Source organism: Lacticaseibacillus boliensis, from assembly GCF_054784775.1.
In genome coordinates this window covers 99,092-123,216 of the sequence record NZ_BAAIHN010000002.1, presented here as the reverse complement: position 1 = coordinate 123,216, position 24,125 = coordinate 99,092, and the positions used below count along the sequence as shown (strand labels likewise).

The 24,125-nt window shown below is 53.5% G+C and carries 26 protein-coding genes; 21 read left to right on the top strand and 5 right to left on the bottom strand.

The window, feature by feature from the left end:
- Window positions 1-149 precede the first annotated feature (149 nt).
- From rnc to ACYVRB_RS01700, 4 genes are read left to right on the top strand one after another with little or no spacing between them, the layout of a single operon-like run.
- Window positions 150-854, top strand: a complete 705-nt coding sequence (gene rnc, locus ACYVRB_RS01715; RefSeq protein WP_461213174.1) for a ribonuclease III — start codon at window positions 150-152, stop codon at window positions 852-854.
- Between the two features lie 11 nt (window positions 855-865).
- Window positions 866-4,408, top strand: coding sequence for a chromosome segregation protein SMC (gene smc / locus ACYVRB_RS01710; RefSeq protein ID WP_461213173.1), 3,543 nt, complete (start codon window positions 866-868; stop codon window positions 4,406-4,408).
- Between the two features lie 15 nt (window positions 4,409-4,423).
- On the top strand, window positions 4,424-5,425 hold the full coding sequence (ftsY, locus tag ACYVRB_RS01705; RefSeq protein WP_461213172.1) for a signal recognition particle-docking protein FtsY: 1,002 nt from the start codon (window positions 4,424-4,426) through the stop codon (window positions 5,423-5,425).
- Between the two features lie 21 nt (window positions 5,426-5,446).
- Window positions 5,447-5,647 (top strand): hypothetical protein, encoded by a 201-nt coding sequence (locus ACYVRB_RS01700; protein WP_461213170.1) that lies wholly within the window; start codon window positions 5,447-5,449, stop codon window positions 5,645-5,647.
- Between the two features lie 54 nt (window positions 5,648-5,701).
- Here ACYVRB_RS01700 and ACYVRB_RS01695 read toward each other — a convergent pair whose 3' ends face one another.
- Window positions 5,702-6,022, bottom strand: a complete 321-nt coding sequence (locus ACYVRB_RS01695; protein WP_461213168.1) for a hypothetical protein — start codon at window positions 6,020-6,022, stop codon at window positions 5,702-5,704.
- A 157-nt stretch (window positions 6,023-6,179) separates the two neighbouring features.
- Here ACYVRB_RS01695 and ACYVRB_RS01690 point away from each other — a divergent pair, with 157 nt between their 5' ends.
- The 6 genes from ACYVRB_RS01690 (at window position 6,180) to trmD (ending at window position 9,967) form a co-directional block, all read left to right on the top strand.
- Window positions 6,180-6,521: a putative DNA-binding protein gene (locus tag ACYVRB_RS01690; RefSeq protein WP_461213167.1), complete on the top strand. Its 342-nt coding sequence runs from the start codon at window positions 6,180-6,182 to the stop codon at window positions 6,519-6,521.
- A gap of 19 nt (window positions 6,522-6,540) precedes the next feature.
- Complete coding sequence (gene ffh, locus ACYVRB_RS01685; protein WP_461213166.1) at window positions 6,541-7,980, top strand: signal recognition particle protein; 1,440 nt, start codon at window positions 6,541-6,543, stop codon at window positions 7,978-7,980.
- 110 nt (window positions 7,981-8,090) lie between these two features.
- Window positions 8,091-8,366 (top strand): 30S ribosomal protein S16, encoded by a 276-nt coding sequence (rpsP, locus tag ACYVRB_RS01680; protein WP_461213164.1) that lies wholly within the window; start codon window positions 8,091-8,093, stop codon window positions 8,364-8,366.
- A gap of 11 nt (window positions 8,367-8,377) precedes the next feature.
- The gene (locus ACYVRB_RS01675) at window positions 8,378-8,632 is read left to right on the top strand and encodes a KH domain-containing protein (RefSeq protein ID WP_461213162.1); all 255 of its coding nucleotides are present in this window, start codon (window positions 8,378-8,380) and stop codon (window positions 8,630-8,632) included.
- A 74-nt stretch (window positions 8,633-8,706) separates the two neighbouring features.
- Window positions 8,707-9,225, top strand: a complete 519-nt coding sequence (gene rimM / locus ACYVRB_RS01670; RefSeq protein WP_461213160.1) for a ribosome maturation factor RimM — start codon at window positions 8,707-8,709, stop codon at window positions 9,223-9,225.
- Entirely contained in the window at window positions 9,215-9,967 is a 753-nt protein-coding gene (gene trmD / locus ACYVRB_RS01665) for a tRNA (guanosine(37)-N1)-methyltransferase TrmD (protein WP_461213159.1), read from the top strand. Before rimM ends, trmD begins: the two co-directional genes overlap by 11 nt.
- Before the next feature lie 46 nt (window positions 9,968-10,013).
- On the opposite strand, the gene ACYVRB_RS01660 is transcribed toward trmD, so the two are convergent.
- The 4 genes from ACYVRB_RS01660 to ACYVRB_RS01645 form a co-directional block, all read right to left on the bottom strand.
- Window positions 10,014-11,096, bottom strand: coding sequence for a glycosyltransferase (locus tag ACYVRB_RS01660; RefSeq protein WP_461213158.1), 1,083 nt, complete (start codon window positions 11,094-11,096; stop codon window positions 10,014-10,016).
- A gap of 139 nt (window positions 11,097-11,235) precedes the next feature.
- The gene (locus ACYVRB_RS01655) at window positions 11,236-12,552 is read right to left on the bottom strand and encodes an L-cysteine desulfidase family protein (RefSeq protein ID WP_461213157.1); all 1,317 of its coding nucleotides are present in this window, start codon (window positions 12,550-12,552) and stop codon (window positions 11,236-11,238) included.
- A 13-nt stretch (window positions 12,553-12,565) separates the two neighbouring features.
- A complete protein-coding gene (locus tag ACYVRB_RS01650; protein ID WP_461213156.1) occupies window positions 12,566-13,900 on the bottom strand; it encodes an SLC5/6 family protein in 1,335 nt (444 codons plus the stop codon).
- Between the two features lie 17 nt (window positions 13,901-13,917).
- Complete coding sequence (locus tag ACYVRB_RS01645) at window positions 13,918-14,289, bottom strand: Rid family detoxifying hydrolase (RefSeq protein ID WP_461213155.1); 372 nt, start codon at window positions 14,287-14,289, stop codon at window positions 13,918-13,920.
- A 233-nt stretch (window positions 14,290-14,522) separates the two neighbouring features.
- Between ACYVRB_RS01645 and ACYVRB_RS01640 the strand changes: the two genes are divergently transcribed.
- The 11 genes from ACYVRB_RS01640 (at window position 14,523) to ACYVRB_RS01590 (ending at window position 24,016) form a co-directional block, all read left to right on the top strand.
- Window positions 14,523-15,173: a helix-turn-helix transcriptional regulator gene (locus ACYVRB_RS01640; RefSeq protein ID WP_461213154.1), complete on the top strand. Its 651-nt coding sequence runs from the start codon at window positions 14,523-14,525 to the stop codon at window positions 15,171-15,173.
- A 122-nt stretch (window positions 15,174-15,295) separates the two neighbouring features.
- Complete coding sequence (gene rplS / locus ACYVRB_RS01635; RefSeq protein WP_461213153.1) at window positions 15,296-15,643, top strand: 50S ribosomal protein L19; 348 nt, start codon at window positions 15,296-15,298, stop codon at window positions 15,641-15,643.
- Between the two features lie 51 nt (window positions 15,644-15,694).
- Complete coding sequence (locus tag ACYVRB_RS01630; RefSeq protein WP_461213152.1) at window positions 15,695-15,868, top strand: hypothetical protein; 174 nt, start codon at window positions 15,695-15,697, stop codon at window positions 15,866-15,868.
- Between the two features lie 51 nt (window positions 15,869-15,919).
- Window positions 15,920-16,162, top strand: a complete 243-nt coding sequence (locus ACYVRB_RS01625) for a DUF896 domain-containing protein (protein ID WP_461213151.1) — start codon at window positions 15,920-15,922, stop codon at window positions 16,160-16,162.
- Between the two features lie 92 nt (window positions 16,163-16,254).
- Window positions 16,255-16,476 carry a YneF family protein gene (locus ACYVRB_RS01620; RefSeq protein WP_461213149.1) on the top strand — a complete coding sequence of 74 codons (222 nt, stop codon included), beginning with the start codon at window positions 16,255-16,257 and terminating at the stop codon, window positions 16,474-16,476.
- Between the two features lie 173 nt (window positions 16,477-16,649).
- A complete protein-coding gene (locus ACYVRB_RS01615) occupies window positions 16,650-18,107 on the top strand; it encodes an ABC transporter substrate-binding protein/permease (RefSeq protein WP_461213148.1) in 1,458 nt (485 codons plus the stop codon).
- Window positions 18,100-18,843: an amino acid ABC transporter ATP-binding protein gene (locus tag ACYVRB_RS01610; RefSeq protein WP_461213147.1), complete on the top strand. Its 744-nt coding sequence runs from the start codon at window positions 18,100-18,102 to the stop codon at window positions 18,841-18,843. The genes ACYVRB_RS01615 and ACYVRB_RS01610 overlap by 8 nt, the downstream gene beginning before the upstream one ends.
- Before the next feature lie 115 nt (window positions 18,844-18,958).
- Window positions 18,959-20,494: a PucR family transcriptional regulator gene (locus ACYVRB_RS01605; protein WP_461213146.1), complete on the top strand. Its 1,536-nt coding sequence runs from the start codon at window positions 18,959-18,961 to the stop codon at window positions 20,492-20,494.
- Window positions 20,495-20,764: 270 nt separating this feature from the next.
- Complete coding sequence (locus ACYVRB_RS01600; RefSeq protein ID WP_461213144.1) at window positions 20,765-22,375, top strand: OPT/YSL family transporter; 1,611 nt, start codon at window positions 20,765-20,767, stop codon at window positions 22,373-22,375.
- A gap of 8 nt (window positions 22,376-22,383) precedes the next feature.
- Complete coding sequence (locus ACYVRB_RS01595) at window positions 22,384-23,067, top strand: AroM family protein (RefSeq protein WP_461213143.1); 684 nt, start codon at window positions 22,384-22,386, stop codon at window positions 23,065-23,067.
- Between the two features lie 13 nt (window positions 23,068-23,080).
- On the top strand, window positions 23,081-24,016 hold the full coding sequence (locus ACYVRB_RS01590; RefSeq protein ID WP_461213142.1) for a DUF1177 domain-containing protein: 936 nt from the start codon (window positions 23,081-23,083) through the stop codon (window positions 24,014-24,016).
- The last annotated feature ends 109 nt before the right edge of the window (window positions 24,017-24,125 follow it).

The window sequence follows — 24,125 nt, the reverse complement described above, 5'->3', positions numbered from 1 at the left end:
TTCGCCCGGCCTGGTGCCGGGCTTTTTTGTCTGTCCAAAAGGCCTTGGTTTCCTGAGTTTTGGGTGGCCTGTCCGGACCAATCCACGGGTGTCATTTTGGCTAGGCTCTAGTATAATGGAAGAGAGAAAATAAGGAGGAGTTAGCAATTATGGTCGCTTCAGAATTTGTAACGGAACTTAGGAATCGGTACGGGATCGAGTTTCACGACCTTTCCATCCTCGACGAAGCGTTCACGCATTCCTCTTACGTCAATGAGCATCAAGAACTGGGCCTCAAAGACAACGAGCGCCTCGAGTTTTTGGGCGATGCGGTGTTGGAACTGACGGTCAGCGATTATTTGTATCGCCAATATCCTGATCTGCCAGAAGGCAAACTGACGCGGATGCGCGCGGCGATCGTACAGACGAAGAGTTTTTCGGCATTTTCTAAGGAAGCTCACTTTGACAAATATATCCGCTTGGGCAAAGGGGAAGAAAACGCCGGTGCCCGGCAACGCAAGACCTTGCTGGAAGACCTGTTTGAGGCGTTCAACGGGGCTTTGTATCTGGACCAAGGCCGCGAAGCAGTGATCGGCTTCGTGGAAAAGGTGATCTTCCCGAAGATCGCGGCCGGTCAGTTCGATGCCAATATGGATCATAAAACCGCCTTGCAAGAATTTTTGCAAAAAGACGGTGAAGTGAAGATCGAGTATCACCTGTTGTCTGAATCCGGTCCCGCCCATGCGCGCCAGTTTCAAGTGGATGTGACCGCTGAAGGCCAGGTGCTCGGTTCTGGCTTCGGCAAGAACAAGAAGGCCGCAGAGCAAGCCGCAGCCGAAGCGGCGTTGGATAAGCTGACGGCAAATCAACAGTAGGACGTGGACACATGCAGTTAAAGAGTCTTTCGATCAACGGGTTCAAATCTTTTGCAGATAAGACTCAAATCGAATTCGTACCCGGACTGACCGGAATCGTCGGTCCCAACGGCAGTGGTAAGAGTAATATCACCGAGGCGATCCGCTGGACGCTCGGCGAACAAAGCGCCAAGAGCCTGCGTGGGGAGAAGATGGGCGATGTCATTTTTGCCGGCACCGCCAGCCGCCCACCGCTCAATCGGGCAGAAGTGGTCATGACGTTTGATAATAGCGATGGTTACTTAGCCAATCAGCCGGCAGAGGTCAGCGTGACCCGCCGGCTTTATCGTGACGGCGAATCAGACTTCTTGATCAACAATCAGCCGGTGCGCCTCAAAGACATCGTGGATCTGTTCATGGATTCCGGGCTGGGCAAGGAAAGCTTTTCCTTCATCTCCCAGGGACGCGTTGAGGCCATTTTCAACAGCAAGACTGAAGAGCGCCGCGGGATCATCGAAGAAGCCGCCGGGGTGTTGAAATACAAACAACAAAAGGCCAAGGCCAACAAGCAACTTGGTGACACCGATGACAACCTGGAGCGGGTCAACGATATCGTTCAAGAACTGCACCGGCAGTTAGGCCCGCTTGAAGAGCAGGCGTCCATCGCCAAAGACTATAATCGCCAGTCCGCGGCGTATCGGACCGCGCACAAGGCGGTATTGGCGCTTGAGATCAAGCAGCTGGCCGCGGAACAAGACGCCACCGCCGCGCAAGCCGAGGTGACGACCAAACTGGTCGCCGGACTCAAAGACAAGGTGGCCAAGCTCGAGGCACGGTCTGAAGCCATGACTGCCACCGATGTGGACTATGAACAGCAGGTGGCGGCGGCCAATGACGCGGTGTTGAGCACCTCGATGAAACTCGAAAACCTGACCGGCGAAACCAAGCTGTCTAGCGAGCGCGTCTCTAACGCGCAAGCGACGCTGGCAGACCTTAACCAGCAACTCGACACGGCGACGGAACAAGTCGCCTCAGCTGAGACGCAGCTGGCGGCGTTGGCGGATAAGGCCAAGACGCAGGCTAAGGCGCATCAAGACGCCACCGCAGAGCTTGCCGCGGCCACCGCCGCCGCGGCCGATCCGGAAAGCCTCAGCGACCAACTGGATGCGGCGCAGGCGGATTACATCGCGTGCCTGCAAAAACAGGCCAGCGTGAACAATGAGCTGGCGGCCGCCAAGAAAGATCAGCAGGTCGCAGCCAATCAGAGCAAGGCGCAGAGCCAGCGGGAACAAGAACTCAGCCGCCGCCTGCAGACCCAAAAGCAACAGGTCGCCGCGCTTCGAGAACAATGCGTCGCGGCCCAGGCCAAAGCCACGGCTGCACACGCGCAAGCGCAGGCGCGACAAGCGACTGCACAAACGGCGCAGGCCGACTTAACGGCGGCCAACGCCCGCTATCAAAAAGCAAATGGCGTGTTCTCAGCGACCCGGTCGCGTTACGAGACGCTCAAAGAACTCAAAGAAGACTACAACGGCTTTTTCGCCGGCGTGCGTGCGGTGTTGCAACATAAACATCAGCTCGCCGGTGTCGTCGGGGCGGTGGCAGAGCTGATCACCGTGCCTAAGCAGTACCAGCTGGCTTTTGATATTGCCTTGGGCGGCAGTCTGCAGTCGATCGTGACCGAGTCGGAACAGGCGGCCAAGGCCGCGATCGCTTATCTCAAGCAAAAGCGCGCAGGCCGGGCTACTTTTTTGCCGATCAGTGTGATCCGTGCGCGGCGGTTGCCGAGCCAGGTGCTGGCGACGCTGCAGGCGCAACCCGGATTCTTAGGCGTTGGCGTCGACTTGATCCGGTATGCTGACAATGTCGGTGAGATCATGGCCAATTTGGCCGGGAGCCTAATCGTGGCCGATAACCTCGACCACGGGATCGCCATCGCCAATGCCACCAACCATCGCTACCGGATCGTCACCGTCGACGGCGATCTGCTCAACGTCGGCGGCTCGATGTCTGGCGGGCAGGTCAAACAGCACGGTTCCACGCCGCTGGCACGGACGCAAGAGGTGCAGACCTTGGCTGCGCAACTGAAACAGATGCAAAGCGCGCTGGCGGCCAAGCGCACGGAACTCGCGCAACTCGAGCAAGCCGCCACTCAAGCACAGACGGCTGCCAATGACGCCCAACAGGCGGCCAACGTGGCCGATGCAGACGCCAAGGCGCTGGTTGCACAGTGTGAGACGCAACAGGCCCAGCTTGATGTGCTCGACCGTCAGCGCCAGGCAATGGGTCTGAGCGCAACGACGGAAGAAGACTTTGTGGCCAAGATCGCTGAGTTGAGCAAGCAGGCCGCGCAGGTGCAACAAGCACTGGCTGACGCCCAGGCCCAGATCGACACGACCAAAAAGGCGTTGAGCGCTGCGACGGCGGCCGCCGCGGATCAACAGGCGCACCTCAGCGAGCTCAAGGCCCAAGTCGCCGTGCTCAAAAGCGCCCAGGCAACCACCAAGTCGCAAACGACGCAGTGGCAGGCGAGCCTCGCTGCGGCCAAGAAGCGCCACAGTGAGCTCCATGACCGGATCGCCAAGATCAAGGCCGACGCCAGCGCCAACACGGCGACGACGCAAGATCGGCAGGCGACCATCAAAGACTTGAAGCAAGAACTTGCCAAACTCAAGCGGCATCAGACCCAACTGACGCAGGCCAAGGCGAAAAACCGCGGTGAGCTCAGCCGCGTCTCTGCTGAAATCACCACCGCCAACCGCCAACAAAACGCGGCCATGGCAGATGCCCAGCAACAAGCTGTTGCGCTGAACCGTTTGAAGCTGAATCTCGACAGCCGGCTGAACACGCTGGCAGAAGACTACCAATTGTCTTATGCCGCCGCGCTGGCAGACGTCGACGCCAGCCCGGAAGACTTGCCGATGCTGCGGTCGAAGATGAAACTGTTGCGGCGGGGCCTCGATGATCTGGGGCCGGTGAATCCCAACGCGATTGCTGAGTACGATAACGTGCGCGAACGGTATGACTTTTTGACCAAGCAACAAGACGACTTGCTCGATGCCAAAAAGCAGCTGTTGGCGACCATGGGCGAATTGGATGATGAGGTCCGCCGGCGCTTCAAGACGATGTACGACGCCACCGACAAGGCCTTCCAAGAGATCTTCCCGAAGATGTTTGGCGGCGGACACGCGCACCTCAGCCTGACGGATCCAGACGATTTGTTGAACACCGGCTTGGAGATCTCGGCGCAGCCGCCTGGCAAGAAGCTGACGCGCTTGTCGCTGCTATCCGGAGGCGAGCGGGCGCTGACGGCGATCGTCTTGTTATTTGCCATCTTGCAAGTACGGCCGGTGCCGTTTAGTATCTTGGATGAAGTCGAAGCCAGCCTTGACGATGTGAACGTCAATCGCTTCGGGGAATTCTTGAAACACTATGCCAGCGACACGCAATTCATCGTCATCACGCACCGGCGTGGGACGATGCTGGCCGCCAATGTTTTATACGGGGTCACGATGCAAGAATCTGGGGTCAGTCGGATGATGGCGGTGTCGCTAGACGAAGTCACCCACCAATAGCACAAGGAGATAAGCATGGGATTATTTGATCGAATCAAAGAGGCGTTCACCGGGGAACCGGAAACGCCGGAAACCGAAAAATATGATGCTGGCCTGGAGAAGTCACGGACGACCTTCAGCGAGCGGTTGAACCAGCTTTTCGCCAACTTCCGCACCGTCGATGAAGACTTCTTCGACGACCTCGAAGAAATGCTGATCGAAGCCGATGTCGGTTTTCAAACTGCCGTCGATCTTACCGACTCGTTGCGCGAAGAAGTGAAGCTGAAAAACGCCAAGAAGTCGTCGGAGGTGGCGCAAGTCATCGTTCAAAAGCTGGTTGACCTGTATGGCGAAGCCGGCGAAGACGAAGACAACAGCTTGCACTACGCCGAAAACGGGCCGACAGTGTTCTTGTTCGTCGGCGTCAACGGGGCCGGTAAAACCACCACCGTTGGAAAGCTCGCCCATCAGCTCAAGGACCAAGGCAAGTCCGTGTTGTTGGCGGCCTGTGACACGTTCCGGGCAGGGGCGATCGAACAGCTGCAGGAATGGGGCCGCCGCGATGGCGTTCCCGTTGTTGCCAGCGAAGCCGGGGCCGATCCGGCCAGCGTCGTTTTTGACGCCGTGAAGAAGGCCAAAGAAGACGGCGTCGATGTGTTGTTGGTCGACACCGCCGGGCGCCTGCAAAACAAGGTCAACTTGATGAAAGAGCTCGACAAGATCAAGCGGGTCATCGTGCGGGAGCTGCCAGACGCGCCGCAAGAAGTCCTCTTGGTGCTGGATGCCACCACCGGCCAAAACGCCTTGAGCCAAGCCAAGCAGTTCAACGAAACCACGGATATTTCCGGGATCGTGTTGACCAAGCTCGACGGTACCGGCAAAGGTGGGATCGTGTTGGCGATTCGCAACGAGTTGCACGTGCCGGTGAAGCTGGCCGGGCTAGGTGAGCGTATGGACGATCTGCAGGTCTTTGACCCCACGAAGTTTGCTTACGGGCTGTTCAAGGGTCTGATCGACACACCGGCCGCTAAAGACTAGCACACTCAAAGGAGTAAGCGGATGGACCACTTGTCATATCAGGAACTGCAGGCCAAGCTTAGTGATGAGTACGGCGTCCAATTTCCCTGGCAGGTCAAGCGCAACGCGGCGTTGACTGCTGGTGAGCGCTATGAGCTGGCCCGGTTGTGGGACGCCATGGCCAATCATGTTGATGACGCGCCGCAAAAGCCGCGTGAATTGCAATGGTTTGAAGCATTCTGACCACAAAAGATCCCCCCACAGCCTTGATGGTCGTGGGGGGATTGTCATGTCAGCTTAAGCTGCGGCTGGTTTGTCTTTCGGGGTGCGGCCTAAGACGACCTGCAACACGATCAAGACGATGTAGGCGATGATGACATACAGCAACCAGTTGCCGGTGTTGACGGAGCTGGCGAACCAGTACTTTTGCCAAGCCGTGTTGCTCATGATCCAATAGAAGAGCGCTGCGGCAATCAAGCCAAGGGTGTTCAAGATCGCGAAGAACCACAGATTCCCGTTTTCTCGATGTCCGATGTAGATGAGCGAAAAGATCAATGTCCATGCCCACCAGCCACACAGTGCGGCAACGATGCCCCAGTATAATATCGTAGCGACCATAATTTTTCCCTCCAATTGTGTGTGTCTCTATTTTATCACAATGTAAGCGGAATCCCCACGCTTTTGTGAAAACTCTAACGTACCGCGAGAGTGGCGGCTGAGCATTGACGTGGTGCCGGCATATCGGTATTCTGTATAGAGTGAACGAGGTAAAAAGATGGAAATTGAAAAAAACAACCGGATGAACTCGCTGTTTGAATTCTACGGCGCGCTGTTGACGGATAAACAACATAGCTACTTGGAGCTGTACTACGGGGATGATTACTCGCTCGGCGAAATTGCGACCGAGTTTGATGTTTCCAGGCAGGCGGTGTATGACAATATCCGCCGCACCGAAGCGAGTCTTGAAGAATATGAAAGCAAGTTACACCTGCTGGCGAACTATCAGGCGCAAAACCAAAGCGTTGACGCGCTTGTGCGCTATGTTCGCGAGCATTACGCCCATGATGCCGCCCTCAGCACCTTGCTGACGCGCGTGGCAGATCAAGTGGCACGATAGAACGAATTAGGAGGCAGTTATGGCATTTGAAGGGTTATCCGAACGCTTGCAAAAAGCGTTCTCTGGTTTGCGTCGCAAAGGCAAGGTGACCGAGGCCGACGTCCGCGATTCGATGCGGGAGATCCGGCTGGCTTTGCTCGAAGCCGACGTTAACTTTGGCGTGGTCAAGGAATTCGTCAAAAACGTCCGGGAAAAAGCGGTCGGGGCTGAGGTGCTGGAGTCGTTATCCCCGGCACAACAGATCATCAAGATCGTCAACGACGAGCTGACCAAAACGATGGGCGATGCCGCGGTACCGCTGAATAAGTCGCCACACATCCCGACAGTCGTCATGATGGTCGGGTTGCAAGGGGCCGGGAAGACGACCACCGTTGGGAAACTGTCCAAGCGCCTGATCGAACAAGAAAAGGCCCGCCCGCTTTTGATCGCCGCCGACGTTTATCGGCCGGCTGCGATCGATCAGTTGCAGGTCGTCGGCAAATCTGTCGGGGTACCGGTTTTTGAAATGGGCACCGACACCGATCCGCGGGAGATCGTGCGCCAAGGCCTGGCGCAGGCCCAGCTGCAACACAACGACTATGTGATCATCGATACCGCCGGGCGCCTGCAGATCGACGAAAAGCTGATGACCGAGCTGGCGGATATCAAAGCCATCGCTGAGCCTAACGAAATCCTGCTGGTCGTCGATTCGATGACCGGCCAAGCCGCCACCGATGTCGCCAAGGGCTTCGATGAGCGTCTGGATATCACCGGGGTCGTCTTGACCAAGTTAGACGGGGACACCCGTGGCGGGGCGGCGCTGTCGATCCGCAAGGTGACCGGCAAGCCGATCAAGTTCGTCGGGCAAGGCGAAAAAATGGATGCGCTGGATGTCTTCTATCCAGACCGCATGGCCAACCGGATCTTAGGCATGGGCGACATGCTGACCTTGATCGACAAGGCCCAGCAGAACTTCGATGAGAAACAAGCGACCGAAATGGCCGACAAGATCAAAGAAAACACGTTTGATTTCAACGATTTCTTGGATCAGATGGAACAAGTTCAAAACATGGGGCCGATGGAAGACATCATGAAGATGATCCCGGGGATGGCCAACAATCCGGCGTTGAAGAACTTCAAGATGGATCCCAAAGACATCGCGCACATGAAGGCGGTCGTTTATTCGATGACGCCGGCAGAACGCGAAAATCCCGATCTGCTGAACCCGTCACGGCGGCGGCGCCTGGCTGCCGGTGCCGGCCGCCCGATCGTCGAAGTCAATCGCCTGATCAAGCAGTTCAATGCGTCTAAAAAGATGATGAACCAGATGTACAAAGGCAACTTCCAAGGCATGGAAGGCCTGATGGGCGGTGGGGTCAAAGGCCGTCTGGGCAAGATGGCGATGAACTCCATGGTCAAGAAGCAAAAGAAGAACAAAAAGAAGCGGCTCAAGCACGCGAAGAACTTCAAATCGCATTAAGCCAAGGCGATTGTTTGCGGGAACTTTGCGTTGTAAAGAAAAAACTCTTTACACGCCCCCAATAATTTGCTATTATTTTGAAGTTGAGAAATTTACAGGAGGTGGACTTAATGGCAGTTAAAATTCGTTTAAAGCGGATGGGTTCCAAGCGTAAGCCTTTCTACCGTGTCGTGGTTGCTGATTCTCGCTCCCCACGTGACGGTCGGTTTATCGAATCCGTCGGTTACTACAACCCATTAACCGAACCAGTTGACTTAAAGCTGGATGAAGATTCAATTCTAGATTGGCTTCAAAAAGGCGCACAACCTTCAGATACTGTACGTACCTTGCTGACAAGCAAAGGACTTATGCAAAAGTATCACGAAGCGCGCTTCGCTAAGAAATAAGGGCACGGACTGTGGACATCGCAACGCTGATCAGAGCAATTGTGACCCCATTAGTTACCCATCCCGAAGCCATCGACATTCAACGTCATGAGACGTCAGAATATATGGCTTTCGACTTGACGGTGGCGCCGGATGATGTCGGCCGGGTCATTGGCAAGAACGGACGTGTTGCCCAAGCGGTACGCACAATCGTTTACGCAGTTAAGTCGCCGTACACCAAGCGTGTACGCTTAAATATCCTGGATGCTCCGCATCCAGGGAAATAAAAGTGGCCGGCTGATGCCGGCCGCTTTTTGCATCTTGAGGACGCTCATCTCACAATAAATGGAGTGAAAAAACTATGCCAACACTTTATCACGTCGGCAACATCGTCAACACCCACGGCATCAAAGGGGAGTTGCGGGTGATCGCGACGACAGATTTTCCTAAGCAACGCTTCGCCCCTGGGGCCAAGCTGGTGATCGACACCACGCCGCCCACCAACGTGACCGTTGCCAGCAGCCGCAAGCACAAGGGCTTCATCTTGGTCACCCTGACAGGCTACGCCGACATCAACCAAGTCGAGGCGTTCAAAGGCCACACCTTGAACGTCACGGAAGCAGAACAACAAGCGTTGACCGAAGGCGAGTATTATTACCGCGACATCATCGGGCTGCATGTGATCGATCAAAACGACACCGAGCTCGGGGTGGTTTCTGAGATCTTGAGCCCTGGTGCCAACGACGTCTGGGTGATCCCGCGGTCTGGGAAGAGTGACGTGTTGTTGCCATTTTTGAAAGACGTGGTAAAAAGTATCGATGTCGCCAACAAGGTGGCACACGTTGAGGTGCCGGAAGGGTTGATCGACGATGCGGATTGATGTGTTGAGCCTGTTTCCTGATATGTTTGCGCCGTTGACACAAAGCATTATCGGCAAGGCCGTCGATAACGGCTATGTCGATTTTAACGTTGTCGACTTCCGCCAATATTCGCACGATAAGCACAACCACGTCGACGACACCCCTTATGGTGGCGGCGCGGGCATGCTGTTGAAGCCGGAACCGATCTTTGAGGCGATGGATGCGCTCCAAGCCGCCCAACCCGGCCCCAAGCGGGTGATCTTGTTGGATCCGGCAGGGCGCAAGTTCGATCATGTCGCCGCCAAGGAACTGGCGCAAGAATCGCACCTGGTGTTCATTTGCGGCCATTACGAAGGCTATGACGAGCGGATCCGGACCTTGGTCACGGATGAGTTTTCGATCGGGGACTTCGTCTTGACCGGCGGCGAGCTGCCGGCAATGATGATGATCGACGCCACCGTGCGCTTTGTGCCCGGGGTCTTGGGCAACGTCGAAAGCGCGGCGACGGACAGTTTTGAAAACGGTCTGCTCAACTATCCGGAATACACGCGGCCGCCGGTTTATCGTGACCTGCCGGTGCCGGCGGTGTTGCAAAACGGCAACCACCAGCTGATCGCCGAATGGCGGTTGAAGGAGTCGTTACGCCGGACGCTGCAGCGCCGGCCCGAGTTGCTCGAGCAACTCGAGCTCGACGACCAGGCCAAGAAGCTGCTGCGCACTGTTCGCAACGAAGAGCAGGCGCGCGCCCGCGGTGAGCTGTGAGAGACAAAAAAGGAGGGATCCAGACGGATCCCTCCTTTTTTAGCGCTCAAGTTTCCAGAAGATCGAGCCACTGTTGCGTGATGTTGGCGAGCTTGAAGTCCGCCGCCCGCCGCAGGGACTGGTGGGCGTAGTGCTGACGCAAGGGCAGCGAGTCGATCATCTCATTGAGGTGGCTGACGAAGTCGTCGACGTCTGCCGGTCGGGTCAAGATCCCGAATTCGTTGTCACCAATGAATTCTTGTGAGCCGGTGTTGGCCATCGCCACGATCGGCAGGCCGGCCGCCATCGCTTCGCCGATGACCAACGGCATGCCTTCCCAGCGCGACGTCGACACAAAAATCGAGGCGTCGGCATAGTGTGCTTGCAAGGCGTCGTCATGCAGCGGTCCGCGGAAATCGATGACGTGATCGAGCGCCCAAAAGTTGCGCAGCTGGTTGAATACCGCCATGTCTTCAGGCGTGCCACCGCCGGCCATCGCGATCTGCCAGCCGGGGCGCAACCGGCGGGCAGCCGACAACAACAAGTCGACGCCTTTATGTTCGATGGCGATCCGGCCTGTGAAGGCAATGCGGTGGCTTGTCAGCGTTGCCAGACGTACTGGCTGCAAGGTGATGGGGTTGTAGATCTTAAGCGTGTGGGCGTTGAATTGGGCGTATTCTTTCAGGTCGCTTTCGGTCAAGACGACCAAGGCGTCGACCGCCGTTAAGCCATCGCGAAATTCGCCGCGCATGTGGCCGTAATAATCTTCTGTGTACGTGTGGAAGTTGTTGTGCATCCACCCGATCAGCCGGACCGCCGGCAAGGCTTTTTTGATCAGCGGGGCAAAGCTTGTCAGCAAGCCGGCAGGCAAAATCACCGCATCGACATGGCGAGAATCGGCGGTATCGATCAGCGCGTTGATCTGTTGTTCATAGACTTGATAGGGATGATCGCCGAAAAAATTCAGCAACTTCGGGTCCGCCGGTGGGTCTGCAATCAACAGCGGGGCGTCGAGCTTAAAGTATTGCGGCGCGTCTGCAAGGGAGAAATACAGCAAGTCGAGGTGTTGCGCCAAGGCGTTACCCAATACGGTCGAAGCGCGCTTGACGCCATCCATTACGACGTTTTCTAAGGCAATCATGACTTTCATGGCGAGGCCTCCTTGTTGTGCTAATTTTAAGTTAGCATTGCCATGGAAACCTTGTCAATTTTCACGCATTTGGCGGTTTTGTTTTCATAAAAAATCTATTAAAAAAGAGCGGCTAGCTGCCGCTCCGTTAAATTCATCGTTATGGCTTGACGGTCACGCGTGGTTCGTCCTTGTGCATCATGACATCAAGGACAGCGGCATCTGTGACCCGCATGCCTTCGGTGCCAAGATGCCCGATGCCGCGAATGGTTTCATCGATGTCGTCACAAACCATGCCATTGCTCGATGGAATGACAACACCTTGTAATGCCAAGTTGACTGAACGGTACATTGAGCTGACGGAAGTCCCAACCTTCATGGCACACGAGGCACCGGCCCCATCACAGACCATCCCGGGGGCGTCGCCGGCCATGTTCTTGATTGCCATGCAGGCGACATCGTAGCCCTTGTCAAGGAGATAACAGATCCCGGCTGCGGCACCCATTGCGGCGGTATCAGTCGCACAAAACGCACCGAGGACTGGTAAGAAAGCATGTGCGTAAATCGCCGTCAGGTGAGACAGCGTTTGTGCCCGAATCAGCTGTTCTTCGCTTGCCCCATGAGAACGCGCAACAACACTCACAGGCACTGTGGCTGAGATGCCTTGGTTGCCAGACCCTGAATTACTCATTGCAGGTAAGGAAGCCCCACCCATTCGTGCGTCACTGGCAGCGGTGGTGTATGCGAGGATCATATTGTGAAGATCCTCGGTGCCACTGCCAAAGTCTAATGCACGGGCCTTATCAAATGATTGGCCGAGACGCAACCCGTAATCATGTTGAAGGCCTTCTTCTGCGATTGCCCAATTGATCGTGTCTGCGTCTTTCATAAATGCGATGCCTTCAAGCGGTGTGGTTGTGGCAAAGTCCCAGACCCGTTTGAAGGTCACGCCTTGCATGTAGGTCTTAAGGTCTGATTTTTCGTGAGCAGCTGGACGCTCGTGATCAAGGATTCGTTGACCACCTTTTTCGACGCGGAAGATATTGGTGTGATCACCAGCAATATAGACTCTGACATCCCCACCGAGGGTCTTGATGCCCACTTCAACATAGAGATCATCGTCAACTTTAGCCATGCCGACATGAACTTTTCCGGAATGAGCGAGGGTTTTGATCGCCGGCAGTTGTTCAGGCGTGATGGCAGCGATGACACTTAACCCTGCGGTATGGTCGCCAGAAATCGCACCGGCGGCAGCCGCGATCTTGAGCCCGGGTTCACCAACACCTGGCACCATCACCGCCATGGCGTTCTTCAGCACATTAGGGGATACAGCGACATCGATTCTTTGGATTTCGTCATCTTCCAGATAGGCCATACAATTTGCGGCCGCAAACGCCACTGCGATCGGTTCTGTACAACCGGTTGCAGGGACGACACCAGCGTGCAAGTTTTCTAGAAACATTTCAGTATCATTCATGATAAGCTCTCCTTTACAAGAATGCTAAGAACGGTGAAACCATCAGCAAGATCCCGGTGAAGATGATCAAATAGATGGCAGGACTCTTCAGATCGCGTAATGATGGGACTTTATAAACAAGATAGGCAGGAACCAAGCAACCGATGATCCCAAAGATCGGACTGCAGATCGATGTGAAGCTTAGCACCGGTGCGTTCAAGACGATCGCACCCCAAGCAACCAGGACGGAAAAGACCAGGATCCCGAAGCTAAGCATTTTCTTGTTGATCTTATCTTCAGGGATGAACCGCTTGATCATATTGGTGGCAATTCCCTGGCAAGATTCGCGGAAACCTTGGAAAACGCTGAAGAATGCGGTCATGACAGCGAAAATGTTCAGGATAACGGACAAGATCTTAACCACATTGCCGGGCATGTTCTTGGCCGCAATGGCGAGGGTAGAGACGTTGTTGTTGTATGCTTCAACGGCTTGGTCGTGGCCGATTGCCAGGTTGAAGGAAACGGCGTAGAAGAAGACGACGAAGAAAAGGGTGAAGAAGGCGATGTTCATTGCCCGTTGTGACTTGTAGCGCGCAACTTCGATGTTGTCATTGTGTGACCGGAAAGAGATAACCATTGGGGACAGTGACTGGATAAACAGGATCGACGTCAAGGTGAAAGGCATCATGATGACGGTCTGCTTCAGCAGATAGCCCATGCTTGGAAATGCAGGGATGTTTTTGAGGCTCCAGAAGCCAACCATCACAACCCCCAGGATGAAGATGATGATCAGTTTTGTGCCAACCATGAAGCTGGAGATCTTGAACAGAATTTTTTCCGCCCGTGAAGCAATGGCAACTAAGATGATAACGATGGCCAGGCCATATAGCGGATTATGGGATAAGACCGTTTTTGTGATCCCAAATGAGTGTAAGTATGAAGCACTGTCGTTGGTGATCGCCGTCGAGTAAACGAAGACCCAGATCACCAACATCGCGAAGTACAAGAAACTGATGAATAACCCCCAGTTACGGCCAAGATAACCACTGATGACGCTGGTGTAGTCGGTACATTTCTTGGCCCGTGCAACCGTGTTGACAAATAGTCGCTGGAACAGGAACATCGCGGGATAGGCGATGATCGAGCTGGCTAGGAAGACCCAAATTCCGACCAAGCCGACCTGAACCGGTAAGAAGACGATGCCGGCGCCAATCGCCATCCCGATGCTCATGATGACCCAGCCAATATCGGTGCCGTCGAATTTGACCGCTTTTTGCCATTCTTCGACCGACATTCCTGCTTTGGCAGCGTGCCGTTGCGCACTACCACGAATCTTGCTGGTGCCTGTGGTGTCTGCAGTTGCTTTCATCACTCTTTCCTCCTAAATTAGTGACGCATTGCGATGGCTTCAATTTCGATCTGACCATTAAGTGGTAACTCGCTGATTTGGATGGCAGTACGTGCTGGGTAAGGGGGCTGAAGCAGATCAACGAAGGCACGGTTGACTTCGGCGAAATCGTATAGGTCTGCGAGATAGACGGTGAACTTGATGACGTCGCTGAGGGTGGCTTGCTCGTTGGCCAAGATGGTTTGGATGATCTGCAGACTTTGGGTGGCCTGCGTGTAGATGTCGCCTTCGATTAATTTGCCTGTCGATGCATCGATAGGCAATTGGCCAGAGGTGATGATGAGATTGCCAACGGTGCGATAGGCGCTATAAGGCCCGATGGCTTCAGGAATCTGAACTTGCTTCAACATAATTGCTCACTCCTTATCAATATTTGATTCAACGTAAGCATAGAGCCTTTTGTAACCGCTGTCAATAATATTTTTGCATTTTGATAATTTATTTTTATTAGGGCGCAATTCGCATGGGCGCACCGTTTGGCGCACCATTTCGCCGAAAAGCGCAAAATATTAATAATCTTTTATTATCATTTTTGACGAACACGTGTATACTGAACCCAACGATGTGAAAAGGGGGGTGGATTATGGCACAAACGTTAAAAGAATGTAAGGCATTGGTTAGTTTTCTGGGGACAACACTGACCGCGAATTACGAAGTGGTGTTGCACTGGATCGACGCACAAGGCTCTTACTATATCGCCGCAATCGTCCATCCGGAAATCAGCGGACGTAATCTGAATTCACCTATCACGGGCTTTGCGTTGGAATTGGTGAAAAACCATGTGTATGAGACGCAAGATTACGTGACGAATTACAAAGCCAAGGCTGGCAGTAAGATGATTCAAGGCTCAACGTTTTTTATCAAGTCAGACGATGGCAAGCTATTAGGATTGCTCTGCATCAACTATGATGGCAGTGAGTATGCGGAGATGGCAGAAAAGTTGGCGGTACTAGCTGGCCAGCCACTCAAGACACCGACGACAGAGGCGGCCAACGCACCCGTCAGTGAATTCTTGCATGCCAGCGTTGAAGAGATCATCCAGTCGGTGATCGAACCAGATCTGTTAAAGCCCGGGGTCACGCTGACGCAAGAAAAGAAGGTGGCATTGTGTGCGAAGCTTGACGAACGTGGCGTTTTCCAAATCAAAGGCGCGATTTCCAAGGTTGCCAAGGTGTTGCATGTGTCGGAGCCTAGTGTCTATCGCTATTTAAAAATGATAAATCGCGAGCGTTAAGGGAAAAGCCTTGATACGTGCCGGGTTCTATGCTAAACTAACAAATTGTGATAACTCACATAGCAACGATGTTCCGCTGGATCGGGAAGATTGTATGAATGTCGGAATAAGGAGAACTAATTATGAACCCATTGATTCAAGAAATTACCAAGTCCCAATTGCGTGACGATATTCCAGACTTCCGCCCTGGTGATAACGTTCGTGTCTACGCCAAGATCGTTGAAGGCGAACGCGAACGTATCCAGCTGTTCGAAGGCGTTGTGATCAAGCGTCACGGCGTTGGTGTCTCTGCAACCTATACGGTTCGTAAGATCTCCAGCGGTGTCGGTGTGGAACGTACCTTCCCACTGCACACGCCTCGGGTCGAGAAAATCGAAGTTACCCGTCGTGGCCAAGTACGTCGTGCTAAGCTGTACTACCTGCGGGCATTACGTGGTAAGGCTGCTCGTATCAAAGAAAAGCGCCGTTAATCCACTAAGAAAGGTCGCAGCCGCGGCCTTTTTGTATGCAAGGAGTTTGTGATGAATGATGTGATCTATATCGTGTACTATGCACACGCCCAAGATCCGGTGCGTGTGATCAAGGCGTTCCGCTCGCTGTCGCGTACCAAAGAATACGTGGGCATGTTGATGAACGCGCCGTATCCAGGAGAGTCTCCGGCCGGCTACACGTATTCTGCAATTCACCTGAATTAAAGCGGATTGACGCATGAGCGGCGACTGGCCGCGGGTTGAAAAGGAGAGAACATGGCGCAACCACAAGAACGACTTGATCGAATCAACGCATTGGCCCACAAGGCCAAAACCGTTGGCCTGACTGAAGCAGAAACCAAAGAGCGCGCGAAGTTGCGGGCGGATTACATCGCTGATTTCCGCGCGGGCTTCAAGCAACGGCTCGAAACCACTCAGTATTTTGACAAAAAAGGGCACGAAATCACGCCTAAAGCGATCAAAGACATCCAGCGTAAGAAGGGCTGGCGCAAAGATTAAGCGCGTCGGCGATATTTTAGCCGGTTAGGGCTTTCAAAGCCTGCTGGCGTTCTGTACAATGGTTATTGTCTAATAAGAGGAGGCAGTTTCGTATGTTATATGTTCTCGTATTCGTGATTGGCGCGGCCCTCGGTGTTGTCGGTGGCTTCTTCGGCGCCCGTTACTACATGAAGAAATACTTTCAAGATAACCCACCAATCAACGAAGATATGATGCGCACGATGATGATGCAGATGGGTCAAAAGCCGAGTGAGAAGAAGCTCAATCAGCTGATGGCGCAGATGAAAACCGCGCAAAAGCGGGCTAATAAGTAACAAATCAAGGCCTGGGAAGATCCCGGGCCTTTTTGTATGCAATGAATATCGGGAAAATGGGACGAGTAGGCGCTATCAGTGGCTTTTGACCGATTTTTTCGTGAATATTCATTGAATAAAAATAAATACTGGTGTATAGTATGGCCTATAGAAATTTGGGAGGATGGATTGTTTTGAAAAAGTTAATGCGTTGGTTCTTGGCGTTAGCCTTGAGCCTAGTCGCCTTGGTTGCCGTCTCCGGACAAACGGTGCATGCAGCCGATGACAGCTTGGCAAAGGTGAAGGCCAAAGGGACTCTGGTGATGGGAACCAGTCCGGACTACGCACCGTATGAATTCTTGGTGAACAAGAACGGAAAGAACCATGTGGTCGGCATCGATGTCGAGATTGCCAAGCAGATCGCGTCGGATCTCGGCGTGAAGCTCGTGATCAAGCAGATGGACTTCGATTCGTTGTTGGTCGGCCTTGAAACCCATAAGGTCGACATGGTGTTGTCGGCGATGACGCCGACGGCTTCGCGGAAGCAGAGTGTGGATTTCTCACAGATCTACTACACCGCCAGCCAAGATATCATCGTCAACAAGGCAGACGCGCATGTCTACAAGAGTGCAGAATCGTTTGTCGGTAAAAAGGTGGGGGCGCAAACCGGCTCGATGCAAGCTGATCTGGTCAAACAGCGGATGCCGGATTCAACGCTGTTGGGTCTGACCAAGGTCACCGATTTGATCTTGGCGCTGAAGTCACACAAGGTCGAAGGCGTCGTCGCCGAACACCCGGTGGCGCAAGCCTACGTCGACCACGATCCGCAGCTGGCGATCATCAAGTCCGGCTGGAAGCTCGACCCGCAATCTAACGGTCAAGCGATCGGTTTTGCCAAAGGCAGCGACAGTCTGGTGGCCGCGGCCAACCAGTCGATCAACAAGATCAAAAAGCAGAATCTGATCGCCAGCTACACCAAAGTCGCCGGCAACTACATGACCAAAAACACGGCGAATACCTCGATGTTCCATTATTGGACGTATTTTGCCAAAGGGATCGAATACACCTTGATCATCACCGCGGTGTCGGTCATCTTCGGGGTCTTGATCGGGACGATCATGGCGTTGATGCGCTTGGGTAAAAACAAGCTGCTACATACGTTGGCCGTCGCGTATATCGAATTTGTCCGGGGCACGCCGTTGATGATCCAAGTGATGTTCGTGTACTTTGGCATCGGGCTGTTCGTTGATGTCCCGGCCTTGACCGCCGGGATCATCGCGGTATCGTTGAACTCTGCGGCGTATGTCGCCGAGATCATCCGTTCCGGGATCGATTCGATTCCAGTCGGCCAAGCCGAAGCGTCACGGTCGCTGGGGTTGTCGACGCGCCAGACGATGACCAGCGTGATCTTGCCGCAGGCTATCCGCAACATCTGGCCGGCGTTGGGCAACGAGTTCATTTCTTTGATCAAGGAAAGCTCGATCGTGTCGATCATCGGGGTAACCGATCTGATCTATCAATTGAAGGTCGTGCAGACGGCTACCTACAAAGGGGTCGCCCCGATCTTTGTCGCAATGGTGATTTACTTCGTCTTGACCTTCACGTTATCGAAGATCCTAGGACATTTTGAAAGGAAGATGCAACATGACTAAACCCTTAATCCAGATCAACCATTTGGTCAAAAAATTTGGTGACAACGTCGTTTTAAACGACATTACGGAAACCATCAATCAAGGCGACGTGATCGTTGTCATTGGCGCTTCTGGCGGTGGTAAGTCGACCTTCTTGCGCAGCCTGAACCTGCTCAACGAACCGACCTCAGGCGAGATCGAATTCGAAGGCACCAACCTGGTGGGGCTGGGCGAAAAGCAGCTCGATGCTGTCCGCGAAAAGATGGGCATGGTGTTCCAGCAGTTCAACTTGTTCCCGAACATGACGGTGCTTGAAAACATCAAGCTCGCCCCGATGAAGGTCAAGAGCACCAACGACGCTGAAGCCAGCAAAAAGGCCCACGAGCTGTTGCAACAAGTCGGGCTCGACGACAAGGCCGATGCCTACCCGACGTCGCTGTCAGGTGGTCAAATGCAGCGGGTCGCGATCGCCCGGGCGCTGGCCATGGAGCCAGACGTGATGCTGTTTGACGAACCGACTTCCGCGCTGGATCCAGAAATGGTCGGCGAAGTGCTGAAGGTCATGCAAGACCTCGCCAAGTCGGGGATGACCATGGTCATCGTCACCCATGAAATGGGCTTTGCCCGCGAAGCCGCCGACCAAGTCTGGTTCATGGACCAAGGCGTCATCGCCGAAAAAGGCACGCCTGAAGAGATCTTCACGGCGCCTAAATTAGACCGGACCAAGGACTTTTTGAGTAAGGTCTTAGCCCAATAGGCATTATTGGCAGAGGCCAGAACAATATTGTTCTGGCCTCGTTTTGCTATCGATGAGTTGAACGCGGTGATTCTTTGCGTTGAGGTGACAATTTCCGGTCATCGGAGGTGGCAGCATGAGTGTAACAATTGCGGATATTTTGAAATTACCGGCGATGAAAGGCGCGACGGTCCTGACAAAACACAGTTCACTGGCGCAAGTCGTTACTAGCGCCACAGTGCTAGAGGTTGTCCAGCTGAATGGCGTCCAGACGCAACTCAAAGACCAGATCCACTTCAAAGGCAATGAGATCGTGTTGACCTCATTTTCTGCAATTGCCAATGACGTGTCAGCGCAGTGTGCAAATGTCGAGTTGCAAATCGAATATGGTGAAGTGGCGATGGTTTTGTATTACGTTGGCGTTGTGATGCCTCGCGTCGAACAGCGTCTGATCGAGACGGCCGATCGAGTGGGCATGGTGCTGATCTGTATGCCCCAAAACGACCTCACTTTAGCGTACAGTGACTTGATCAGCGAAACGTTTTCAGCTGTCCAAGAAGATGCGCAGCGCCAGTCGCAATTAACGATGGAGGTCTTGGACCAAGTGACCAAACTGCCCAAGCCGGAACAGCACCTTGGGAATGTGTTGGCCATCTTGAGTAAGCGGCTGCATATCCGCATGGCAGTGTTTGACGCACAGTGGCAATTGCGCTATCAGGCTGGGGAGCCTGTGGCGTGGGAGAAGCTCACCGACTTATCCGCGTTGAGTACGCATACGAGCCGCGTCATGCGTGTCAATCAAGGCCAAGATAATTTGTTTTATGATCGCTTGATGGTGTGGGAAATCCCGCATTATCTTTTGGTGACATGTGGCAAGATGGTCTTAAATACGGCCCAACACGCTCAAATCATGCAAATTATGCAAATGGTGTTGCGCTTGTGGCAAGCGCCTAGCGACCCAGCCTCTTCTGCGGTGTTAGTAGCAGATTTGATGAAAGGCGATGCTGCTCATGCGTTTCAAGTCGCGCACAAGCTGAACATTGATATCGGCAAGTATACAGGAATGTGGCTGGTACAAGGCGCGTTGCCAAAGGAAACATCTTGGCCGGCACTGAAAGAAGTCGTCAAGTTAGCTGACGCGATGGCATTATGTGAACGCTATGCAGATAGTGTCGTCGTGTTGATCGGCAGGCAACTGACTTATGGTGACGTTCAGGCATTGGCAGAACAATTGTTGGCTGTGGTGCCGAGCAGTACGGTAAGTTATTTCACACAGATTGGATCCCGTTCACGGTTTGCGGCGTTGTACCAATTAGCTGGCGATACGTTGCCAACCGCACGCGTGATTTTTCCTCATCAGCGGCTGTTTACCGAGCAGGAGCTTTTGTTTGCGCAACATGCGCACCAGTGTCGTGAGGCGGGGGATGCCGATATTGAACGCCAGCTGGAATGCTTGCAACCCTATCCTGAATGGTTGCACACGCTAGCCGTTTATTTTTTAGATGCCCACGGTGATATTAATGCGACCGCCGAGCAGACCTATGTGCACCGCAACACCATTAAGTATCGCTTGCGCAAGGTGGCTGATCTGCTGGGGACTGCGCCTGATCGTCAGCCGATGGCGGCGATGTTGACGCTGAGTATGGCCGTTCATCGCCTCCTTGACAATTAGACGGCATCTTTGTCGATTTAGACAAAGATGCCGTCTTTTTTTGTCTGTATGGCAATATACATTTTCGGTTTGCAATAAGATAATCAAATTGTGATTAAGAAATGATTAGCGTCTCCTTAGAGCATAGCAATTAAAGTCGTGGCGTTGCAGACGATTGTTGGGATCGGCGCTCTCGGTCCTAACAGGGCATGTATGCGCTAGGCGGGCCACGAGTAGACGGGAAATCAAAATCACAGGTGATGTTGTACATATAGAAAGTGAGGCGCTGTGATGACAGATAAGGACAAAGAAGCGCAGTTGCGTGAAGAAGAGATCCATCACCCCAAGACCTTTGAACCCGAAACCTTCGTTCTAGTCTTGATCACTGCAATCATTGGGACGGTAATCGGGATTCAGTTGATCGCGACGCTTGGCGTGACCCCAAACACGAGCATCATTGGCGCACTGATTGCGATGCTTTTAGCACGAATCCCACTGCGGACGTTGCAAAAATATCGTTCGATCCATCGTCAAAACTTGATTCAAACGTCAATCTCTTCTGCCACTTTTGGCGCTGCCAACAGTCTTTTCATTCCGATTGGCATTCCGTTCATTATGGGCAAGACCAACTTGATTTTTCCTGCTTTAATCGGTGCAGCGATGGCAATGTTCATTGATTCGTTTATGCTGTATCGGCTCTTTGATTCCAGTGTCTTCCCGGCCAAAGGAACTTGGGCCCCTGGCGTGGCAACCGCCAGCTCGATCCAAGTGGGCGAAAAAGGTGGTAAGCAAGCCGGCCTGCTCGGTGTTGGCGGGGTGCTCGGCGTGCTGGGCTCAATGTTTAGTTTTCCCATGTCTGCCTTCGGGGTGGCTTTCATCGGTAATGAAGTGGCAATGGGCATGTTTGGCCTCGGCCTGTTGCTGATCCAATATCAGCATCCTTTCTTTCACATGGATCTGTCGGCATTATACATCCCACATGGGTTGATGATTGGTGCAGGCATTGTCGCGCTGATCCAAGCCGGAGTCCTCATCTTTGGTAAACGTGAGACGCACGCTGGCGTTGAATCTGAGAATCAGATGACCCGGAGCAAGCAATCGGTGCGGCATTCGTTACTTTTGGGTTACGGGCTGTACTTGCTGACGACCGTTGTGATTGCTGTAGCCGGGGGCTTGTACACCGACATGGCGTTACCACAGCTCATCTTGTTTCTGTTTTATGCGGCCTTTGCCGCAATCGTTCATGAGATCATCGTTGGGATCGCTGCGATGCACTCTGGATGGTTTCCAGCGTTTGCGGTGGCGTTGATCACTTTGCTGATCGGGATCTTGTTGGGTTTTCCGCTAACCGCATTGACCGCTTTGGTCGCCTTTACCACTGCAACTGGGCCGGCGTTTGCAGATATGGGCTATGACCTGAAGACTGGCTACATCTTGCGCGGTAATGGCAAGAACAAAGCCTATGAAATCGAAGGACGCAAGCAACAGTATTACGCGGCCTTGATTGCCTTTACAACGGCGTTGGTCATTATTGCGTTCTCGTATCACTTCTTGTTTGCGCAAAAGTTGGTACCACCGGTCGACGCTGTCTATGTCTCGACGATCAAGGCCGGCGCGTCGCTTAGCATCGCCAAGCAGATGGCGCTTTGGGCGATCCCCGGGGCGATCGTTCAACTCATTGGCGGACCGACACGGCAGATGGGGGTCATGTTGGCGACTGGGTTATTGATTACGACCCCCAACGCCTGCTGGGCGGTACTGAGCGGTCTGCTCATTCGCGTGGTTGTCACCAAGATTTGGGGCAAGCGGTCGGAGCCACTGCTGGTCAATCTCGCCTCGGGCTTCATCGCCGGTGATGCGTTGTATTCCTTTGGCAGTTCGATGTTCAAAACCATGAAGTGAGGCCCATCATGAAGCAATTAACGATGATTACAATTGGCCAGGCGCCGCGTCAAGATGTCGGCCCAATCATAGAAAAATATCTCGGCGCACGCGTGACGTTGGTGCAGTCGGGGGCATTAGATGGTCTTGATGAAGACGAAATCAAGACCCGGTTTGCACCTGATGGTGATGAAGCCACACCATACTTACTGACTTCTCGGTTGACTAACGGTCAAGATGCTGTGATGACGCGCGCCAAGCTGGAGCCGGTATTACAAAATCGAATTGATAAGGCTGAAGCAGACGGCAGTCAGCTGATTCTGCTCTTATGTACTGGGGAGTTTCCCAACTTGACGACCACCACGAGCCGCTTGGTAGAGCCTGATCGTGTTTTGCCAACACTGATTAAATTGATCATTGGTGATAAACGCTTGGGCGTCGTGGTGCCGCTACCAGAACAGGCTGAGACGACCCGCGGCAAATTCACCCATGTGGGGATCGATCCGACATTCGTGTCAGTTTCGCCATATACTGGAACGCACGCCGAATTTGTCACGGCGGGTGCGAAGTTGCGGCAGTTGCCCGTCGATTATATCTTGATGGACTGCATGGGCTTTGATGAACAGATGCGCGCGGTCATCGCGGCTGAGGCGGGGAAGCCAGTGATACTGTCTAATGCGCTGATGGCCAAGATACTATCTGAATTTATTTGATGAGGTGAACAAAATGTTATTGAAGCAAGTCATGACAATTATGGAAATGATCGACGATAGTGCAGTTTCTGGAGAAGACGTTAAGGCATTATTCGCACCGTTCACGGGGGTCACGGTGACCACAACAAAGGTCGAAGGCGCGAAGGGGGCAACTGATTTCGTTCAGATGACGATTCCTGGATCCAGTGGTAAGCGCGCAGGCGGCACTGCCCCGACCCTGGGCTTGATTGGGCGGCTGGGTGGCATTGGGGCGCGGCCAAGCCGCATCGGTATGGTATCTGATGGGGATGGCGCCGTTGCCGCTCTTTCTACGGCATACAAGTTGGCGCTGATGCAGACCAAAGGGGATACACTTCCAGGAGACGTGATTGTGTCCACCCATATCTGTCCGGACGCACCGACGCTCCCACACGAACCGGTTGATTTTATGAATTCTCCGGTTGAAATGGCGGTCATGAATGAGTACGAAATTCATGCGGAGATGGATAGCATCCTGTCTATTGACACCACCAAGGGCAATAATGTGATCAATCACAAAGGGATCTCACTTTCCCCAACGGTCAAAGAAGGCTACATTTTGAAGGTCAGCGCGGATCTGGTTCGCATCGATGAGATGGTCACTGGACAGTTAACGAATGTCTTCCCGATAACGACACAAGATATCACGCCGTATTCCAATGGGGTTTATCACATTAATTCAATTTTGCAACCCGCCACCGCGACAGCAGTTCCGGTGGTTGGCGTGGCCATCACCGCTGTTAGTGCGGTACCAGGTTGTGCCACCGGTGCTAGTCATGAAACCGACATCGCAGATGCGGCAAGTTTTGCCGTAGAAGTGGCCAAAGCCTATACACAGGGGCAAATCAGCTTCTATGACCGCGATGAATTCGCCGAGTTGCAGCGCCGTTATGGGGATATGACGCGCTTGCAAACCAATGGTAACGCGTAAGAACGCAGTGAGACATTGTCTGGATGGGTAACGGTCGCAAAGAAATGGCGATTTGAACCATCTGTAAAGCCGGCCTTGTGCCGGCTTTTTTGCGGCCAAGGCGTTAAAA

Excerpts from the sequence above, each read along its gene's own strand:
- rnc (WP_461213174.1), top strand. The coding sequence starts at position 150 with ATGGTCGCTTCAGAATTTGTAACGGAACTTAGGAATCGGTACGGGATC.
- smc (WP_461213173.1), top strand. The coding sequence starts at position 866 with ATGCAGTTAAAGAGTCTTTCGATCAACGGGTTCAAATCTTTTGCAGAT.
- ftsY (WP_461213172.1), top strand. The coding sequence starts at position 4,424 with ATGGGATTATTTGATCGAATCAAAGAGGCGTTCACCGGGGAACCGGAA.
- ACYVRB_RS01700 (WP_461213170.1), top strand. The coding sequence starts at position 5,447 with ATGGACCACTTGTCATATCAGGAACTGCAGGCCAAGCTTAGTGATGAG.
- ACYVRB_RS01695 (WP_461213168.1), bottom strand. The coding sequence starts at position 6,022 with ATGGTCGCTACGATATTATACTGGGGCATCGTTGCCGCACTGTGTGGC.
- ACYVRB_RS01690 (WP_461213167.1), top strand. The coding sequence starts at position 6,180 with ATGGAAATTGAAAAAAACAACCGGATGAACTCGCTGTTTGAATTCTAC.
- ffh (WP_461213166.1), top strand. The coding sequence starts at position 6,541 with ATGGCATTTGAAGGGTTATCCGAACGCTTGCAAAAAGCGTTCTCTGGT.
- rpsP (WP_461213164.1), top strand. The coding sequence starts at position 8,091 with ATGGCAGTTAAAATTCGTTTAAAGCGGATGGGTTCCAAGCGTAAGCCT.
- rimM (WP_461213160.1), top strand. The coding sequence starts at position 8,707 with ATGCCAACACTTTATCACGTCGGCAACATCGTCAACACCCACGGCATC.
- trmD (WP_461213159.1), top strand. The coding sequence starts at position 9,215 with ATGCGGATTGATGTGTTGAGCCTGTTTCCTGATATGTTTGCGCCGTTG.
- ACYVRB_RS01660 (WP_461213158.1), bottom strand. The coding sequence starts at position 11,096 with ATGAAAGTCATGATTGCCTTAGAAAACGTCGTAATGGATGGCGTCAAG.
- ACYVRB_RS01655 (WP_461213157.1), bottom strand. The coding sequence starts at position 12,552 with ATGAATGATACTGAAATGTTTCTAGAAAACTTGCACGCTGGTGTCGTC.
- ACYVRB_RS01650 (WP_461213156.1), bottom strand. The coding sequence starts at position 13,900 with ATGAAAGCAACTGCAGACACCACAGGCACCAGCAAGATTCGTGGTAGT.
- ACYVRB_RS01645 (WP_461213155.1), bottom strand. The coding sequence starts at position 14,289 with ATGTTGAAGCAAGTTCAGATTCCTGAAGCCATCGGGCCTTATAGCGCC.
- ACYVRB_RS01640 (WP_461213154.1), top strand. The coding sequence starts at position 14,523 with ATGGCACAAACGTTAAAAGAATGTAAGGCATTGGTTAGTTTTCTGGGG.
- rplS (WP_461213153.1), top strand. The coding sequence starts at position 15,296 with ATGAACCCATTGATTCAAGAAATTACCAAGTCCCAATTGCGTGACGAT.
- ACYVRB_RS01630 (WP_461213152.1), top strand. The coding sequence starts at position 15,695 with ATGAATGATGTGATCTATATCGTGTACTATGCACACGCCCAAGATCCG.
- ACYVRB_RS01625 (WP_461213151.1), top strand. The coding sequence starts at position 15,920 with ATGGCGCAACCACAAGAACGACTTGATCGAATCAACGCATTGGCCCAC.
- ACYVRB_RS01620 (WP_461213149.1), top strand. The coding sequence starts at position 16,255 with ATGTTATATGTTCTCGTATTCGTGATTGGCGCGGCCCTCGGTGTTGTC.
- ACYVRB_RS01610 (WP_461213147.1), top strand. The coding sequence starts at position 18,100 with ATGACTAAACCCTTAATCCAGATCAACCATTTGGTCAAAAAATTTGGT.
- ACYVRB_RS01605 (WP_461213146.1), top strand. The coding sequence starts at position 18,959 with ATGAGTGTAACAATTGCGGATATTTTGAAATTACCGGCGATGAAAGGC.
- ACYVRB_RS01600 (WP_461213144.1), top strand. The coding sequence starts at position 20,765 with ATGACAGATAAGGACAAAGAAGCGCAGTTGCGTGAAGAAGAGATCCAT.
- ACYVRB_RS01595 (WP_461213143.1), top strand. The coding sequence starts at position 22,384 with ATGAAGCAATTAACGATGATTACAATTGGCCAGGCGCCGCGTCAAGAT.
- ACYVRB_RS01590 (WP_461213142.1), top strand. The coding sequence starts at position 23,081 with ATGTTATTGAAGCAAGTCATGACAATTATGGAAATGATCGACGATAGT.